General features: G+C 56.7%; 18 protein-coding genes and 1 pseudogene. 11 read left to right on the top strand and 8 right to left on the bottom strand.

Going from position 1 to position 16,834, the window contains the following annotated elements; genetic code table 11:
- Positions 1-5 precede the first annotated feature (5 nt).
- The 5 genes from ACJJVH_RS31105 to ACJJVH_RS31085 form a co-directional block, all read right to left on the bottom strand.
- On the bottom strand, positions 6-1,559 hold the full coding sequence (locus ACJJVH_RS31105; RefSeq protein ID WP_412066365.1) for a trimethylamine methyltransferase family protein: 1,554 nt from the start codon (positions 1,557-1,559) through the stop codon (positions 6-8).
- A 116-nt stretch (positions 1,560-1,675) separates the two neighbouring features.
- A complete protein-coding gene (locus ACJJVH_RS31100) occupies positions 1,676-3,016 on the bottom strand; it encodes an NAD(P)/FAD-dependent oxidoreductase (RefSeq protein WP_412066364.1) in 1,341 nt (446 codons plus the stop codon).
- A gap of 3 nt (positions 3,017-3,019) precedes the next feature.
- Positions 3,020-4,519 (bottom strand): aldehyde dehydrogenase, encoded by a 1,500-nt coding sequence (locus tag ACJJVH_RS31095; protein ID WP_412066363.1) that lies wholly within the window; start codon positions 4,517-4,519, stop codon positions 3,020-3,022.
- A gap of 2 nt (positions 4,520-4,521) precedes the next feature.
- Positions 4,522-5,427 (bottom strand): dihydrodipicolinate synthase family protein, encoded by a 906-nt coding sequence (locus tag ACJJVH_RS31090; RefSeq protein WP_412066362.1) that lies wholly within the window; start codon positions 5,425-5,427, stop codon positions 4,522-4,524.
- A gap of 10 nt (positions 5,428-5,437) precedes the next feature.
- Complete coding sequence (locus ACJJVH_RS31085) at positions 5,438-6,145, bottom strand: GntR family transcriptional regulator (protein WP_412066361.1); 708 nt, start codon at positions 6,143-6,145, stop codon at positions 5,438-5,440.
- Positions 6,146-6,281: 136 nt separating this feature from the next.
- On the opposite strand from ACJJVH_RS31085, the gene ACJJVH_RS31080 reads away from it, so the two are divergent.
- The 9 genes from ACJJVH_RS31080 to ACJJVH_RS31040 all read left to right on the top strand — a co-directional run bounded on the left by ACJJVH_RS31080 (position 6,282) and on the right by ACJJVH_RS31040 (position 13,078).
- The gene (locus ACJJVH_RS31080) at positions 6,282-7,370 is read left to right on the top strand and encodes a quaternary amine ABC transporter ATP-binding protein (RefSeq protein ID WP_412066360.1); all 1,089 of its coding nucleotides are present in this window, start codon (positions 6,282-6,284) and stop codon (positions 7,368-7,370) included.
- A complete protein-coding gene (locus tag ACJJVH_RS31075; RefSeq protein ID WP_412066359.1) occupies positions 7,370-8,314 on the top strand; it encodes an ABC transporter permease in 945 nt (314 codons plus the stop codon). The genes ACJJVH_RS31080 and ACJJVH_RS31075 overlap by 1 nt, the downstream gene beginning before the upstream one ends.
- A gap of 25 nt (positions 8,315-8,339) precedes the next feature.
- The gene (gene proX, locus ACJJVH_RS31070) at positions 8,340-9,326 is read left to right on the top strand and encodes a glycine betaine/L-proline ABC transporter substrate-binding protein ProX (protein WP_412066358.1); all 987 of its coding nucleotides are present in this window, start codon (positions 8,340-8,342) and stop codon (positions 9,324-9,326) included.
- Positions 9,327-9,380: 54 nt separating this feature from the next.
- Complete coding sequence (locus tag ACJJVH_RS31065; RefSeq protein WP_412066357.1) at positions 9,381-10,331, top strand: GlxA family transcriptional regulator; 951 nt, start codon at positions 9,381-9,383, stop codon at positions 10,329-10,331.
- 19 nt (positions 10,332-10,350) lie between these two features.
- Positions 10,351-11,085, top strand: a complete 735-nt coding sequence (locus tag ACJJVH_RS31060) for an SDR family NAD(P)-dependent oxidoreductase (RefSeq protein WP_412066356.1) — start codon at positions 10,351-10,353, stop codon at positions 11,083-11,085.
- Positions 11,082-11,819 carry an SDR family NAD(P)-dependent oxidoreductase gene (locus ACJJVH_RS31055; RefSeq protein WP_412066355.1) on the top strand — a complete coding sequence of 246 codons (738 nt, stop codon included), beginning with the start codon at positions 11,082-11,084 and terminating at the stop codon, positions 11,817-11,819. Before ACJJVH_RS31060 ends, ACJJVH_RS31055 begins: the two co-directional genes overlap by 4 nt.
- Positions 11,820-12,153: 334 nt before the next feature.
- A complete protein-coding gene (locus tag ACJJVH_RS31050) occupies positions 12,154-12,435 on the top strand; it encodes a type II toxin-antitoxin system RelE/ParE family toxin (protein ID WP_412066354.1) in 282 nt (93 codons plus the stop codon).
- Positions 12,435-12,737 (top strand): HigA family addiction module antitoxin, encoded by a 303-nt coding sequence (locus ACJJVH_RS31045; RefSeq protein ID WP_113436271.1) that lies wholly within the window; start codon positions 12,435-12,437, stop codon positions 12,735-12,737. Before ACJJVH_RS31050 ends, ACJJVH_RS31045 begins: the two co-directional genes overlap by 1 nt.
- A gap of 62 nt (positions 12,738-12,799) precedes the next feature.
- On the top strand, positions 12,800-13,078 hold the full coding sequence (locus ACJJVH_RS31040; RefSeq protein ID WP_412066353.1) for a hypothetical protein: 279 nt from the start codon (positions 12,800-12,802) through the stop codon (positions 13,076-13,078).
- Between the two features lie 112 nt (positions 13,079-13,190).
- Here ACJJVH_RS31040 and ACJJVH_RS31035 read toward each other — a convergent pair whose 3' ends face one another.
- Together ACJJVH_RS31035 and ACJJVH_RS31030 are read right to left on the bottom strand one after the other, a co-directional pair.
- The gene (locus tag ACJJVH_RS31035; protein ID WP_412066352.1) at positions 13,191-13,400 is read right to left on the bottom strand and encodes a hypothetical protein; all 210 of its coding nucleotides are present in this window, start codon (positions 13,398-13,400) and stop codon (positions 13,191-13,193) included.
- Positions 13,401-13,529: 129 nt separating this feature from the next.
- Positions 13,530-14,477, bottom strand: coding sequence for an amidohydrolase family protein (locus ACJJVH_RS31030; RefSeq protein ID WP_412066351.1), 948 nt, complete (start codon positions 14,475-14,477; stop codon positions 13,530-13,532).
- 106 nt (positions 14,478-14,583) lie between these two features.
- Between ACJJVH_RS31030 and ACJJVH_RS31025 the strand changes: the two genes are divergently transcribed.
- The gene (locus ACJJVH_RS31025) at positions 14,584-15,459 is read left to right on the top strand and encodes a LysR substrate-binding domain-containing protein (RefSeq protein WP_412066956.1); all 876 of its coding nucleotides are present in this window, start codon (positions 14,584-14,586) and stop codon (positions 15,457-15,459) included.
- Between the two features lie 112 nt (positions 15,460-15,571).
- Here ACJJVH_RS31025 and ACJJVH_RS31020 read toward each other — a convergent pair.
- A pseudogene (locus ACJJVH_RS31020) lies at positions 15,572-15,718 on the bottom strand (cation transporter); the annotation flags it as partial.
- Between the two features lie 128 nt (positions 15,719-15,846).
- On the opposite strand from ACJJVH_RS31020, the gene ACJJVH_RS31015 reads away from it, so the two are divergent.
- On the top strand, positions 15,847-16,770 hold the full coding sequence (locus tag ACJJVH_RS31015) for an alpha/beta fold hydrolase (protein ID WP_412066350.1): 924 nt from the start codon (positions 15,847-15,849) through the stop codon (positions 16,768-16,770).
- Positions 16,771-16,834: the final 64 nt, after the last annotated feature.

Here is a 16,834-nt window from a genome sequence, read left to right as displayed (position 1 = left end):
AGATGTCAGTGCTGAGTGTTGAGCTCGTCGACGGCCGGGATTTCGCGCTTGCGCCGCTCGATATAGTCGCGCAGTGCCTCATCGATCCCTTCATCGAGTTTTGGTTCCTGATAGTCGTCCAAGAGGCGCCTGGCATACCGAAGGGCGCGCTCGGTGACCTCAACGCTTCCTTCTGCCTGCCATTGCTCGATGGAGTCGTTGTTAAACAACTTCGGCATGAAGAAAGCGCGCTGGAAATTCGCCTGCGTATGGGGATGGCCGAGATAATGCCCGCCGGGACCGACATCACGGACAGCTGCCAGTGCCTCATCGAAATCGTCCCATCGCACGCCTTCGCCCATCCTGTATCCCATCGCACACATCTCGGCGTCGACCACGAATTTGGCGACACTGCAATGCATGCCTGCTTCGTTCCAGCCGGCTGAATGCCAGATATAATTGGCGCCCGCGTGCAGGACGGCGTTCATAGTCATCGCGCTTTCATATCCGGCCTGGGCATCGAAGGTTTTCGCTCCTCCCAGAAGGTTGGACGTTCGCCATGGTACGCCATAGAATCGAGCCATCTGACCGATCATGAAGTTCATCAAGCTGATCTCCGGCGTTCCCGCCATTGGAGCGCCCGACTTCATCGAGACGGTTGACAGATAGTGACCGTAGATCGCGGGGCAGCCTTTGCGGATCACCTGGGTGTAGGCAAGTGCCGACAAAGCCTCAGCGTTCAACTGCGCGACTGCGGGTGCGACCGAGGCTGGCGTATTGGCTCCGCCGAGAACAAACGGCGAGCACAGGACAGGCTGGTTGCGGCGGCAGAAGGCGCGCATCGCCGATAACATGGTTTCGTCCCATACCAGGGGCGAATTGCCATTGCAGTTGCCGGTGACGACCGGCGTTTGCTCCATTGTGTCTTTGCCGAACAGGATTTCGCACATATCCATGACGTCTTCGGCATTCTTGCCTGAGGTTGTCATGCCCATGAATGTCTTGTCGCTGTATTTCATCGACGAATAAGTGATTGCCAGATGGCGGTGGCTAACCACCATATCCATCGGCTCGACGATGTGATGCGCGGTCGAGTGCAGCGCTGGCGACATGTGAGCCAGCTTGTGAAACATGTTCAGGTCGGCAATCGTCGGCCAACGGCGCTTGTCTTCGAGGTCGCGGATAAACGGTGCCCCCGTCATCGGAACGAAGATGGAATTCTTACCGCCGAAAGGCAGGCTTTTGTCGGGATTGCGTGCGAGATAAGTCCAACTCGACGGTATGGTCGAAATCAGTTCGCGGACGAGTGCACGATCCAAATGAACACGTTCGCCGCGCACGTCCGCTCCCGCCTCCTTCCACTGTTCGATCGCGATTGGATCGCGGAATATGACTCCTACCTCTTCGAGGATCGACATCGACGCATTGTCGATCTTGGCTACATGCTCTTCGTCCATTAACTCGGTGACAGGGAGATTTCGGTGAAGGGCTGGTAGCATTGTAAAATTTGGAGCGTTTCGGAGCGTGCGCCGAGCATCACGGCCTCCGGCTCGGGAGTGTCGAACTGCTTGCTCGCTCATTGACTTATCCCTCCATCAAATCAAGCAAATTTGTGCTTCGGTCGTTCTTCGTCGGCAGTCAGCTTTGCGAACAGTTCGCGCTCAAAAGCGACCGGCGGACAGTTCGCGGATATGTTTCACTCGTCCCGGGCGAGCCATTCCTTCCACCGGAAATACATATTTGCTCCGATCGTGGATAAGGGCGCCGGAATGAGCTTGGTTGGTTGGCCCTCGGCAAGAAAATGTGAAGAGATTTCCGAGGCATGACCGAGTGCGAGATCGGCTGCCCCAATGCCCGTCAGCGTACTACGCACCGTGCCGAGACCGTTGTCGGCGCAGGCGGAAAATAGGCCCGGCTCGAGTTCTCGCATAACGGCGACGCCATTCCAGGTGAGGCATAGATGCCCAGCCCAACTGTATTCCATAGGTACGTCGGCAATCGACGGAAAGCGATCGGCGAACTTGCGGCGATGAATCCCGGCTGCTCGCGCGACGCCTTTTTGCGAGGCCACCATTCCTGGAATGTAGCTGGCGCAGGTTCGCGTCACGATGCGGTTACCACCTTGCGCAGTGTCGATACGGCGCATCGTCGTTCCCATGGGATCCGAAGGCGTGATACCCCAGCGAGGTTGACCGCCGAGCTTTGAAAGGGCCACCTTGTCCAGCTCCACGGTCATCGACGCATAGAGAAACACATGCATCAGCCTGCGGCGTGCGAAACCGAAGCTTTCGAGGTGCCCATTGTTTGCCAGAATGACCTGCGCGCACGAGACGCGACCTTTCGGCGTTGCAAGAACCCAGCCTCCGGTTGCTTGCTCGAGTTTGCTCACAGGGGTATTCTCATAAATCCGGGCGCCGTCGCGGGATAGGCCTGCACTGAGCGATCGGATGTAACCCGCCGGCTGCAGCATCACTGTCCCCGGTGTGTAGAGCCCGGACGTATAATGATAGCTACCGGTGATTTCGTGCATCGACTCGGCGTCGAGCATTTCGTTTGCCTCTCCGAGTTCCGTGAGATGCTCGGCATAGCTGACGTTAAGTTTGTGGCCCTTCCCGGTCGCAGCCCCATTGATCTTGCCCGCGGGGTCGAAAAACGAAGGATCGATCGAATAGTCGTCCACTGCGCCGCGCGCGAATGCGATGGCCGAGCGGTTTAGAGTGGTCATCGTCTTGTCCGCCGCGACCCCCTTTCCGGAGTAGTCGTCCGATTGAAGATCGTGAGGCAGGTCGATCATGAACCCGGAGTTTCGACCGGAAGCACCTTCTGCCAAAGCGCCTGCTTCGAGCACGGCGACACGAAGGTTGGGATCCAGCAGGTGGAGCCTGCGGGCGGCCGAAAGGCCGGCAAACCCGCCACCGACGATGGCGACGTCAACCTGGACGGCTGCATCGAGCGGCGGAAACGGGGCGCGGGTTGGCAGGATCGCGTTCCATGCTGCAGGCCCTCGTTGGATCGGCAGTCTTTCGGCCCTGTGCATTTTTCACCCCACGGCCTCATCGGTGTCGTCAGTGAGATCAAGCCAGATCGTTTTAACCCGGGTATACTGATCGTGGGCCTGTATCCCGTTGTCGCGGCCGCCGAAGCCCGACGATTTGTAGCCGCCAAAAGGTGTTGTGATATCGCCTTCGCCGAAAGAGTTGACGGTCACGGTGCCCGCTCGAATGGCTCTCGCCCCACGGATCGCCCGCTTCGTGTTTGAAGTGTAGATGGATGCCGCTAGGCCGTAATCGGTATCGTTCGCGAGCGCGATAGCTTCTTCAAAGCTTTCCACCGTCAGGACGGAAAGCACAGGTCCGAAGACTTCTTCTCGCACGATCTTGGCATTGCGATCGGAGACGTCAATGATGGTCGGTTCGACGAAACCATCTTTTGCCTTGCCACCAAGGAGGATTTTTTGCCCGTTTTCAAGATACGAACATACCTTATCGAAATGGGCTTTGGAAACCAGGACACCGACGCGATTCTCAGGGTTCAGCGGATCACCCATCGGCCATTCGCGCGCGTGCGCGATGATCCGCTTCATCAGTTCGTCCTTGATGCTGCGCTGGACGATGAGGCGTGAAGAAGCCGAGCAGTTCTCACCCATGTTCCAGAACGCGCCGTTGACGATATGCGCGGCAACGCGGTCGAGATTCTCAGCGTCGTCCAGCACGACCGCGGGGTTTTTGCCCCCCATCTCGAGGGTGACTTCCTTGAGGTTTGAATCGGCGGAGTACCGCGGGAAGCGGCGGCCCGTCGCCGTGGAACCCGTAAACGACACCATGTCGACATCCATATGAAGGCCAAGCGGCTCGCCGACTTCGCTACCGCCGCCTGGTAGCACGTTGAAAACCCCGGCCGGAACGCCGGCCTCCATGGCGAGCTCGGCCACCCGAAGGGCCGTCAGCGTGGTCTCCTTGGCAGGCTTCACAATGACGGAATTGCCTGCCGCCAGGGCAGGGCCAATCTTCCACGCCAACATCAGCAGAGGAAAATTCCAGGGCAAGACAAGTCCGACCACGCCGACCGGCTCACGTACGATCATTGCAATGTGGTTGTCCGACGCCGGAGAGACCTGGTCGTAAATTTTGTCGATCAGTTCCGCGTGCCACTTGATGCAATGGATCGTCTCGGGAACGTCGACGTTCTCGCAATCGTAAATCGTCTTGCCGCTATCGAGGCTCTCAAGGATGGCCAACTCGCGTGCGTTGCGCTTCAAGAGTTTGGCAAGGCGGATAAGCGTCTCTTTTCGCTCCCCGGGATGAAGACTTGACCACCTCCCGTCCTCGAAAGCGGCCCGAGCCTTCTGCACGGTGAAATCCACGTCTTCAGCCGCGCAGGATGCTATTTTGGCGAGGACGCTTCCTGTAGCGGGATTGATTGTGTCGAAGGTCTTGCCCGACATCGATGGGCGGAAACTGCCATCGATGAAAGCCTGCGTTGGAAATTCAAGTTTGGCGGCAATCGCCTTATATTCGTCATGCGTCAGTAGATTGCCCATGCTCATGCCTCCGCCTGGATTTCCGCGATCGTACGCTTGAGAACACGCACCACCTGTTCGAGCTGTCGGACGTCGTCTTTGTTCAATGGTTTCAGAGGGGGGCGGGGCGACCCGGCAAAAAGGCCGGCCATTTCACAACCGTATTTGATGCACTGAATGAACTTGCCGCCCTGTTCGAGGACACGCATGAGAGGCATCATCGCCGACATGATCCGTCTCCCTTTGGTGAAGTTGCCCTCAACGACGCACGCTCTATAGAGCGCGATATGTTCTTCGGGCAAAAAATTCGAGCCACCGCAGACCCAGCTTCTCGCGCCCCAGGCAAAGAACTCCAACGCTTGATCGTCCATGCCGCAAGACATATGGATGTGCGGATAGTCGCGTGCGAGCAGGTGGACGCGGTTGATATCGCCCGAGCTTTCCTTGATGGCGCAAAAGTTCCGGCTTCGGCCGACGCGGTCGAGAAACTCCTCGCCCATATGGATCCCCATCCTGCCCGGATAATTGTAGAGCATGATTGGGAGATCGGCTGAGCGATCGATCGCCAGTGCGTTCAGTGCGTTTTCGCGCTCGGTCGGGACGGCGTAGGGAGGTGACCCGACTAGAATGGCCGATGCGCCGATCTTCGCGGCGGTCTCTGCCATATGGATCGAGTCCGGCAGGCGGATAGCTCCGGTTCCGATGATGAGGGGAATACGCTCACCAATGACGTCCTTTGCGAGCTTGGCCATTTCGACCCGCTCTTCCATCGACTGAGCGTAGTATTCGCCAGTCGAACCGCCGTTGATGATACCGTGCACACCCGACGCGACAAGGTATTCGATTATCTTCGCGAACGCGTCCCGGTCGATCGAGCCGTCATCACGATATGGAGTAATGACGGGCGTATATATTCCCTCAAATTTCATTCAATACTCCCTAAGCTATACTATCGGGCACGCGTCCTAGTGGGACGACGAAGCTTGAAGGCGTTACGAAACTTTCGATTTGCGCGCGCGACAGCTCCCAATGGGAAATTGCGAGATCCGCGCAGCCTTCGGCGTCGCCCGCTTCGATTAATGCGATGAACTGGTCATGTTGCTCGACTGCGATGACGCGTTGATCTGCGAGTTCCGGCCGGCGTGTGTTGTAGAAAATCATTCCAATCCGTGCGTGGTCGATCAGCAACCGTCTCAGGCTCGGCATCAGGAACTCATTATCCGCCATCTCGCCCATGATCGAATGGAATCGTTCATTAGTGAGTGTTCTTTGCTCCGTATTGCCGTCACGGATTGCAGCCCGGAACAACAGCTGAATGTCTTTGAGACGCATGATTTGGGCGGTCGTGGCATTCTGTGCTGCCAGCCTGCCGATCGCGGCGTAAATCATCGGGGCCGCAACGAAGAAATTTCTCAGCGATTTGTGCGACATCGGCGCTACCTGTGCGCCGCGGTTTTCGTGGAGAATGAGATAGCCTTCACCTGCGAGCTGCCGCAGAAGTTCGCGTAGCGGTGGACGGGAAATCCCGTAGGCCTCCGCAATTTCCGTCTCATCGAGATAGCTCCCGGGCTCGAGTGCTTCCGTCAAAATCCTGCGACGGAGATCCTCGAGGCAGTTGGTTTTGTTGCGTTTTGCATCAGAAGTCATGGATCGTCCTCAAACGGGGTCTCATTGTTTCGACCTCGTCCCCTACCATAGCAATATTTGTAGCGCTTCATAATACAACTTGTCTACTGGGATAATTTATGTTGTAAAAAGAAAAACGACAAAGGGGAATGAGTGGATGAACACGCAACCTCAAGAAGCCGTCATCAGATGTGAAAGTATCTGGAAGGTGTTCGGCGGTCGGGGAAAGGATGTCGTCCGGGCGGTTAAAGACGGACAACTGACCAAGGCGCAAATTCGTGACGAGCTTGACTGTATTGTCGGAGTGCGCGACGCCACGTTCGAGGTCACTCGTGGAGAGATATTTTGCATCATGGGATTGTCGGGATCGGGTAAAAGCACCCTGATCCGTCATATCAACCGGCTGATCGAGCCGACCGACGGTGCCGTATTCATTGAGGGCCGTAACGTCAACGCCATGGGTTCTAAGGAACTACGGCAATTACGTGCCGAGAAGATCGGCATGGTGTTTCAGAATATGGCTCTGATGCCCCATCGCAATGTTCGCGACAACGTGGCTTTCGCGCTTGAGGTAAGGGGTATCCCCGAAAGTAAACGCCGCCGTGTGGCCCAGGAAGCCATCGAGGCGGTGGAGTTGTCGGGTTGGGAGTCTAAATATCCAGACGAGCTCTCAGGAGGCATGCAGCAGCGAGTGGGTCTCGCCCGCGCGATAGCCGCCGATCCGACCATTCTCTTGATGGATGAACCGTTCTCGGCGCTCGATCCGCTGATCCGCCATCAGTTGCAGGGAAAGTTCATGGAGCTTTCGGCTGAGCTTCACAAAACGACGGTCTTCATCACGCACGATCTTTCGGAAGCAATTCGCATCGGTGATCGCATCGGAATCATGAAAGACGGGGTCTTGGTGCAGGTAGGAACGCCCGAAGAGATCGTCACAAATCCAGCCGACGACTATGTCGCCCAGTTCGTTGGTGGAATATCGAAGCTCGACCTTGTGACTGCCTCCAAGGTTATGCAGCCACTCGAGCAATTCCGTCAAACCCGGAACGGACAAGATTGGTCTGACTGGCCGGTCGCTCGACCCGACGACAAACTCAATGCATTGGTTGACCTCTCGATCGGTGCGACAACCCCCATTCTGGTCAAAGATGGCGGCGCTCCCGTGGGCGTTGTCACCAAGGATGCCCTTCTCCGTGGGATTCAAGGTCGCGACGACCCGGATCCCGCAATGCAGGAGGCCAAGTGATGGCAGACGAGAACAGCATCAACTGGCTGAATCCCTTCCAAAGTATCGACTTGCATATCGCGGATCGGACTGATGGTATCAAGCAGTGGGCGATTGATCACCGAGAGGCGATTCAACCCTTCAAAATCTTCTTCGACGGAATCATTCAAGGAATTGAGCGGGGATTACAGGCAACGCCGCCTCTGATCATGCTCGTCATCATTGTCCTGATCGCTTGGCAGGCTGCCGGTCGTCGCACTGCCGTCTATGTCGCTATTGCATTGTCCGTTTTGGGTTTCCTTTCGCCCGATGCTTGGGGATTGGCGATGACAACCCTTGCGATCGTTGTAACCGCGGTCATCTTCTCTGTGGTCATCGGATTGCCTGTTGGCATCCTGGCGGCGAAGAGCAATCGTTTCGAGGCGGTTCTACGTCCAATCTTGGACACAATGCAGACCATCCCTGCTTTCGTCTATCTCGTACCCGTGGTTATGCTTGTCGGCATCGGAAACGTCTCCGGCGTTCTAGTAACGGTCATATTTGCGCTCGCTCCATTGATCAGGTTGACGTCGCTCGGAATTCGCACCGTCAACCCCAGCGTCGTAGAGGCAGCGAAAGCCTTTGGATCGACGCCAGCACAGGTGCTCTTCAAAGTTGAGTTGCCGATGGCCACACCGACCATTTTCGCGGGTCTGAACCAGACGATCATGCTCTCATTGTCGATGGTCGTTATCGCGTCGATGATTTCGGTTCGAGGTCTCGGAAACGAAGTCCTTCGTGCCATGGGGCGGCTTGATGCGGGAAAGGCCATCGTCGGTGGTCTCGGTATCGTCATTCTCGCAATCGTTCTTGACCGCGTCACTCAGGGACTCAGTCGCTCCGGGCGCGAACGGGGCCATCGTCATTGGTGGCAGACCGGTCCCGTAGGCCTAGTCGCCAACCTTTTCCATAAGCCTGCCCAATAAATAAACAAACCAGAGGAGAATGAGCATGAAGTTATTTTCCCTTACCGCTGCGATCACTCTTTCGCTCGCAGTGACTTCGGTGATGGCAAAGGACAAGCCAGGCGAGGGGATCACCGTGCATCCAGTGATCCAGCCGGTTCTCGAGGAATATTTCCAAGGACGCATTATCGACCGCGCCCTGAAGGATCTCGGGTACACCGTTGCACAGCCCCAAGAAGTTCTCGCCCAGACGGCGCATATCGCAGTGGGAACGGGAGATGCCGACTATTTCACGAACAGTTGGGATAAGTTGCATGAGGCCTTCTTCAAGGAAGCAGGCGGGCCGGACAAGATCAGCAAGGTTGGCACATTAGTTAGGGGAGCGCTACAAGGCTATCTCGTCGACAAGGCAAGCTACGACGCAGGCGTAAAGAGCCTCGCTGATCTGAAAGACCCAAAGATCGCCGCCAAGTTCGATGCAGATGGCGACGGAAAAGCTGACCTGGCAGGTTGCGTGCCCGGTTGGGGTTGCGAGCGAGTGATCGAACACGAACTGGACGCATACGGTCTCCGTGACACGGTTACGCACAATCAAGGCGAATACAATGCGATCATTGCAGACACGATTGCACGCTTCAAAAGCGGTAAGCCAATCCTCTATTATACATGGACGCCTTACTGGGTTTCAGGCGCTCTTGTTCCGGGTAAGGACGTCGAATTTCTAAGCGTGCCGTTCACATCTCTGCCGGATAACTCTCAAGCTAACACGGTATTTAACGGCAAGAACCTGGGATTCCCGGTCGACGATCTCAGGATTGTCGCACGCAACGACTTCCTGAAAAAAAATCCAGCTGCGGCAAAGTTGTTCGAAGTCGCGACGATCGACATCAACGATATTTCAGCGGAAAATAAGCTCATCGCCGACGGTCAAAAATCCTCCGCCGATATCGACAAGCATGTCGATGATTGGATCAAGGCGCATCAGAGCGAATATGACGGTTGGCTCAAGGCAGCGCGCGACGCGTCGAATTGAAGACAATCAACAGGAGCGCTCTCAAGAGCGCTCCACCATCGAAAACGTTGCGCCATGACTCCAACAATCGATTTCGTTTTCCTTCTCATCGAAGATTTTTCGCATCTAGCATTCTCTTGCGCTCTTGAGCCGCTCAGGATTGCGAACTTGGTTGCCGACCGCGAGCTCTATCGTTGGCATCTTGCATCTACGAACGGCCGGTCGGCAACGTGTTCGAATAGAGCGATTACTTTGGTCGACCGCGGTCTATATCCGACTGAAAATCATGAAATGCTGATGGTTGTCTCCGGACTTCACGTTCAGCATCACATCACGCCGGAACTCCTAAAATATCTCCGCGCGGAGAGGGCGCGGGGCACTTCCATCGGAGCCATATGTTCTGGGGCATTTATTCTTGCGGAAGCAGGATTCCTCCAGGAGCGCAAGGCGGCAGTCCATTGGGAATATCACGATGTGTTCGCAGAGCGTTTCCCTGACGTGCGGCTAACGAAATCCGTTTTCGTCGCTGATGAAAAATTTGTGACTGCATCTGGGGGAGCAGCAGTTGCCGACCTCATGTTGCACATGATCTCCGGAGACCACGGAAGAGATCTTGCCTCGGCAGTTGCCGACCAGATGGTCTACAACGCTGTCAGAGAAGGGACCGCTACGCAGAAGGTTTCGATGCGATCACGATATGGATTGCGCAACAGCCGTCTTGGCGAGGCAATTCGTCTCATAGAAGAGCATGTCGAAACGCCGCTTAGCAGTTCGGATATCGCCGACCGGCTCGGCATTTCGACCAGACAGCTCGAGCGAATGTTTGAAAGATACATGAATACCTCCCCGAAAAGATATGTCATGGAGATGAGGCTCAATCGTGCCCGCAATCTCATCGTACAGTCTGATCAGGCACTAACCGAAATCGCGATGGCCTGTGGTTTCACATCCACCTCGCATTTTTCGAAAGCCTACCGGGAGCACTTTGGGAAGACCCCCGGCAACCAGCGATCGACCCTAAATTAAAACTTGGAACACGAAGATCATGAATTACTTTCGCGACAAGACAGCTCTCGTAACAGGTGCAGCCGGCGGGATCGGCGCGGCAATAGTCAAACAATTGCGTACCGAAGGTGCGCGGGTGGCTGTCGCAGACCGCGAGGTCGCTGGCATTGATGCCGAGGCTCATTTGCCAGGCGATCTTCTAGAACCGGCATATGCTGACGGTCTGCCGCAGGCGGCCTTCGATGCCCTTGGCTCACTCGATATCGTCGTCAACAACGCAGGCGTGATCACCCGAGGTTCTGTAATCAACACCACCGACACAGACTGGGCTCTTTCCTTGGGTGTGAACGTGGAGGCGCCATTCCGGGTATGCCGGGCCGCTATCCCGATCATGGCGGAACGAGGCGGCGGCGCAATTGTCAACGTTTCCTCGTGCTGGGGTGTTAGACCGGGGCCCAATCATGCCATCTATTGCATGACCAAGGCGGCGATCGCATCCCTGACGCAGTGTATGGGTATGGACCACGCGCATCAGAACATTCGCGTCAACGCAGTATGCCCTAACGAAGTCAATACTCCGATGCTACGGACAGGTTTCATCAAGCGAGGCTTCGATCCGGACACCGCAGTCGCCGAACTCGGCAAAACGGTTCCTTTGGGGCGCATTGCGGAGCCGGAAGATATCGCCGAAGTTATCATCTTTCTCGCCTCCGATGCCGCTCGCTACATGTGCGGCGCGTTGGTCGAGGTCAATGGTGGGAAGCCTGTTGGATGAAGCGGTTTGAAGGGAAGGTGGCACTTGTTACGGGTGGTCGTTCGGGCATCGGCCTTGCGATTTCGCACCGTTTGCGGGATGAAGGTGCACGCGTATTCACCGTGCAGCGCGGCAAAGATGCGGAGTTTGAGTCGATCGCGGCGGACATCGGCAATCCTCATGAGGCAATTGAGGCTGTGAGATCCATTGCAGAATGTGCTGGACGGCTTGATGTCTTGATCAACAATGCCGGCGTGATGCAGGAGTCGCTTGCAGAAGAAATGACTTTAAGTGATTGGGAAAGGACTTTGGCGGTAAATTTGACGGCACCTTTCGTCATGATCAAATCGGCCTTGCCGAATCTGCGTCAGGTTGGCGGTACGATCGTGAATATCGGCTCGATCGAGGGGCTGGGCTCTAATCCGAAGCATTCTGCGTACTGTGCTTCGAAGGCGGGTCTTCACGGACTTACTCGGGCAATTGCGATCGACCACAGTGCAGAAGGAGTTCGTTGCAATGCGGTCGCGCCGGGCTGGATTGATACCGATCTGAATCTGGACTTCATTGAGAATATGCCGGATCCAGAAGAGTTTCGTAGATTTATTGGGAAGATTCATCCGGTGGGGCGTACCGGAAAGCCTGATGAGGTCGCGAGCTTGGTGGCTTGGCTTGCTTCGCCGGAATCTTCCTTCGTAACCGGGCAGGTTTGGACAATCGATGGTGGTCGAATGGCGAAACTTAGTTTGCCGCTTTGAGCTGCGCTATAGGAGCGAACGGCTGTCATGAACGGCAACAGCGCCTGAAGTGATTCCGCTACCATACTTTCTCTTATTGATGAGACGACGTTGAACTGCCGGAAGGTGGATAAGCTCAATGGTCGCATTATTTGCGGCTGCATTGCTGTAGCAGTGCGTCGTAAGTTTGGCGTGGGTACACAGCAAGGTCGGATCAATAGCCGACGGGCATCAAGGAGAGGGCCGTACTATTATTTGTGCCGCGTTTTATCGCCACCGCAGTTCCAGTTCGCGATGGTAGATCGTGTCAATTACCAGTTGACACAAGACGTTTGTGTCGTCTATAACACGACACATGGAAATCGAGAGCATCAAGCACAAGGCCCTGCGAAACCTCGTCGAAAAGGGCCGGGTGAAGGGTGTCATCGAAGTCGATCGCGTCATCGACATGATCGCATTTATCGTTGCGGCTACTGATATTGAAGAACTCGGCGTCCCGCCAAACTTCGGTTTCCACGCCCTAACCGGGGATCGCAAGGGGGTTTACGCCATGACGGTTACGAAGAACTGGCGGTTAACATTCACTCTGGCTGATGACGTCACCATCGCTAACCTTGATCTGGAGGACTATCACTGATGGCTATAAAGATTCATCCTTCGATCCACGTTCATCCCGGCCCTTGGCTCAAGCGCCAGATCGTGGAGCCGCGCGGTATCAATGTGAAGGCGCTCGCCGAGCATCTGGACGTTTCCCGCCAGAATCTGAGCAATGTTCTGAACGGCCACACCGCGCTGTCGGCAGAAATGGCAATCCGTTTCGAGAAAGCCTTCGGATTGCGGGCGGAAACGCTTCTGCGGATGCAGGGGGCTTATGACCTTGCGCAGGTGAGAGCCCATGAGCGCGACATCAAAGTCGCACCATTACCCACAGCGGCATGAGGGAATTTCGGGGCCGATAATCGAGAGAGCCTGACACAGGTTTAGAGGGGTGCATTGAAGGGATGTTGAAAACGGATACGCGTCAGGCCAATTGGCGTCGCTCCAATCCGAGCAAATATGATGCTCACCTCGCTGTGCAGCGGGCCGTGAAGGCCGGCGAGCTGGAAAAGCAAACGTGTGAGGTGTGTGGGATCGAAGCAGTCGATGCTCATCACGATCAATACGACGAGCCTTTGCAGGTGCGCTGGTTATGCCGTCGGCATCACACCAGGCTTCACCACTACGGCGAAGACATGTTTCCGGTCAGGGCTCATGCTAGACGAACGGATGCGCTTCGGTAGCGAAGCTGTCGCGAGTTTAGGATTTTTGGGACAGGGCGTCTCCAATGCCACAGGTGGCCGAAGAAAAACCGAGCGGAAAGACTAGCGAAAAATCCGCTGCACCGAACGGCCGTTAGAGAAACCTGTCTTCGTCAGGTTTGGCGGGCGGCTCTACGATGGCGAGCATGCTTCCGGGAAGCGGCCGCTGGAGATGCTTCACCTCGTCCCATTCTCCCGTCAGCCAGAGGTCAGCCTCTTCGGGCGTCGTCAGGATCGCCGGCATGGCCTTGAAATGGATCGGCTTGACGATCTCATTCGGCGAGGTCGGGACTGAGACATTCATCGATAAGAAACTTCATCCGGCGCGCCTACGCCGCGGGGCCCGCTTGTTCGAGATGGCTTGCCCGATCAATTAACCTGTTTGAGATCGACCGACGCGGGCCAGGAGCCCGCATCGGCCGGTACTCGGTGCTTAAAGCGAGGAGTTGAGGCGTTCAAACAGACGCATTGCATTTCCTTGGTTGACCGCTGCGTGGTCGGTGGCATTGAAGCCTTCATAGGCGTCAAGCTTTGCGTTAAACGAGGCCCCGACGCTTGCGGGGGCATAGGGGTAATCACTTCCGTAGAGTATCTGTCCCACACCTGCGAAAGCTTGCAGGCTGGGCAAGCCCGACGGCGATGATAGCGCCGTATCGAAATAGAAGCGCCTGAAGGTCGCCAGCAGCGTTTCCGTATCCGGAACGTCCGACCGCACCGCCGGCGCAAGCTCGGCAAAACGGTGAGAGGCATAGGGAAGGAATCCGCCGGCATGTGACAGGATCACCTTGACGCGGGAATACCGATCCATCACGCCGTTCAGCACCAACTGCACGGCGGTCCGGGTCGTATCGAAGGGATAATCCGTGATCGGACCGGGGATGCCGTCGATAGTCGGGATCGCCGGCTTGCCGGGATGAATGAAGACGACGGCGCCCCTGCGATCGAGTTCGGCCCAGATCGGCTCGAAGAGGATATCGCCGAGATATTTGCCTTGATAGTTGCTCAGCAACACGACGCCATCAGCATCCAGCTTATCGAAAGCGTATTCGATCTCTGCCAAGGCTCCATCGATATCGGGTAGCGGCAATGTGGCGAAATTACCAAAGCGATCCGGATTTCTTGCGACAAGGGCGGCCGTATAATCATTGACCCGATGCGCCATATCGCGGCGTTCATCGGGCTTCCAACCGACGACGCTCGGCGCCGTCAGCGACAGGACGCCAGTCGCGATCTGCTGCGAATCCATGAATTCGATGGCGCTTTCGGGGCTCCATTTCGGGCTATGCCATCCGGAAGGATCGCCGCCGTTGGCCGAGAGCGCTTCGGCCCAGAAAGGTGGAACAACATGTTGATGGACATCTATCCGGGCTGGGCGGGTCATTGGTCGGCTCCTTGTTGCATCTTCGATATCTCCAGAGTGCTTGAGGTGACCAAATCATTCAAATATATTAAATGTATCAATCAATCAGTGAAAGTGATTGAAAATCATGGAACTCCGTCACCTGCGATATTTCCTGGCAGTCGCTGAAGAGGGGCATTTTGGCCGCGCCGCGGAGAGGCTGCATATCGTACAGCCGGCGCTGAGCATGCAGATTCGATCCCTGGAGGACGAGCTTGGAACTCTCCTTTTCACACGGACCAGCCGGAAAGTGGGGCTGACGGAGGCAGGAGAGATCTTGGTCGCGGAAGCAAGAAGAACGATCGGGCAGGCCGAGCGCACCAAAGAACTCGTCATGAAATCGGCCAGGGGAGAACTCGGTTCCATCAGGATTGGCTTTTCCGGAAATGCCTCATTCGTCGGAAAGCTTATCGATGATCTCAAGCTGTTCCACCGGCAGTCCCCCGATGTGGAGATTGAATTGCACGAAATGGCCCCCCGTGAGCAGGCGGACGCCATTCTCGCCGGCGCGCTCGACATTGGCTATTGCCCAACCTTCGATATCGATTTCCATCCGGATTTGAATGCCATGCGTATCGGCTCCTGGCCGTGGCTAATCGCCATGGACGCCGAGCATCCACTTGTCGTTAGAAAAGAAGTTCACAAGGTTGATCTGCTCAACGAGCCCTTCGTCCTCTACGCCGGCGATGGCGCGGATAACGGGCAGTTGGAGCTGCTGCGTCAGGTTCTCGGCAAGGAGCCCAACGTATCATACAAAGTCGGGAATACATTGGCGGTTCTCACGATAGCGGCGGCAGGGCTTGCGCTGGGGTTGGTTCCGGCGCCGCTTGCCAGCGTTGCTCTTCGTGGCGTCCAATACAGGCCTCTCGCCACTCCAGGGCGGATGGCAAATCTCGTGCTGATCAGCCGCAGCCGCGAGACCTCCGGCGCGGTGCGCAAATTTATCGCCCTTGCCAGATCGTAGCTAAGAGTTTTCTCTGATTGGGGGTGAACCCAGCGTCCAGTCCGTCGTCGCAAGCGATAGCAGCATAAAACACTCGCCGTCATGCTGCGCGGATTGAAGTGTTCTCCCCCTTTTAAGTGAGAGCTTTACGCGGCTCGACTTCGACCGTGACATGAGACAGCTCGTGGATTTTGGATAGAACGTCCTTGTAGTGCGACGGCTCCTTCGGGTCCGGCGAGGCGATGGCGACGATCGCCGCATTGTGGCCGGGACCGATCTGGCCTTTGATGCGGCGGGCGCGGGCGAGCAGTTTGTCTCTTTGGCGAGTGATATGGCTCATGCCGTTGGCTACGGTCCCGGAATTATAGTATGGGGGGGTATATTACGTTTGGCGGCTGAGGTGAAGGCATGAACTGGGTCGACGAGCGGATTGAATGGGAAGCGGACGGCAAGCCGATCAAAATCGGCCTGACCCGTTTCGGAACCGGCCCGGCCATACTTCTGCTGCCGGGGCTCAGCTCGATCTCGACCCGGATGGAAATGTGGCCGCTGCAAGAGCGGCTGGGCGCGACCTTCTCGACCGTGGCGATCGACTGGCCCGGCTTCGGCGACATTGCGAGGCCGATGGTCGATTGGCGGCCCGATCTCCACCGCGCCTTTCTGCGCTTTTTGCTTGGCGGGATCGTTCGGCCGAAAGTGACGATCGCGGCCGGACACGGTGCAGGATACGCGCTCGCGCAGGCGGCCGACGATCCGGCCAGCACCGGTCGCCTATGCCTGCTATCGCCGACATGGCGCGGCCCCCTGCCGACAATGACGGGCCGGCGCATGGCGCTGTTTCGGGGGCTGTCCAAGATGGTGGACCTGCCGGTGATCGGCCGGGGTTTCTATCGCCTCAACGTCAACGGTCCGGTTATCGGCATGATGGTGCGGGGCCATGTCTATTCCGATCCCGCTTGGCTGACGCCGACGCGGATGGCGACGAAACGCGCAGTGACCGAAGCGCCGGGCGTGCGCTTTGCCTCGTTCCGCTTCGTCGCCGGCGAGTTGGACCCGTTCAGGGACCGAGGCGATTTCCTTGGAGCAGCGAGCCGCGCAGGGGCGATATTGTGCTTCCACGGTCGCAAGGCCCCCCGGAAGACAAAGGCCGAGATCGAAGCTCTTGGGTCGCTTCCGAATGTGACCGCCATAGAACTCCCCGACGGCAAGCTCAATTTCTACGAGGAATTTCCCGACGAGGCGGTTGCGGCCATAAATGAGAGGCTAGGCCCAGTCGAAGCCTTGATAGGAAAGGGTGCGGAGCACTCCCCTGAAAAACAAACGTTTAGTTGACATCCGACGCAGAAATCCTGCCCGTCTTCGCGATCCAGACATCGCTCGTCCGATCGTGCTCGAT

The sequence above is a fragment of the Rhizobium sp. SYY.PMSO genome, assembly GCF_046840415.1.
Lineage (GTDB): Bacteria > Pseudomonadota > Alphaproteobacteria > Rhizobiales > Rhizobiaceae > Rhizobium.
The sequence above is the reverse complement of the archived record's forward strand: the minus strand, read 5'-3'. Positions and strand labels throughout refer to the sequence as shown.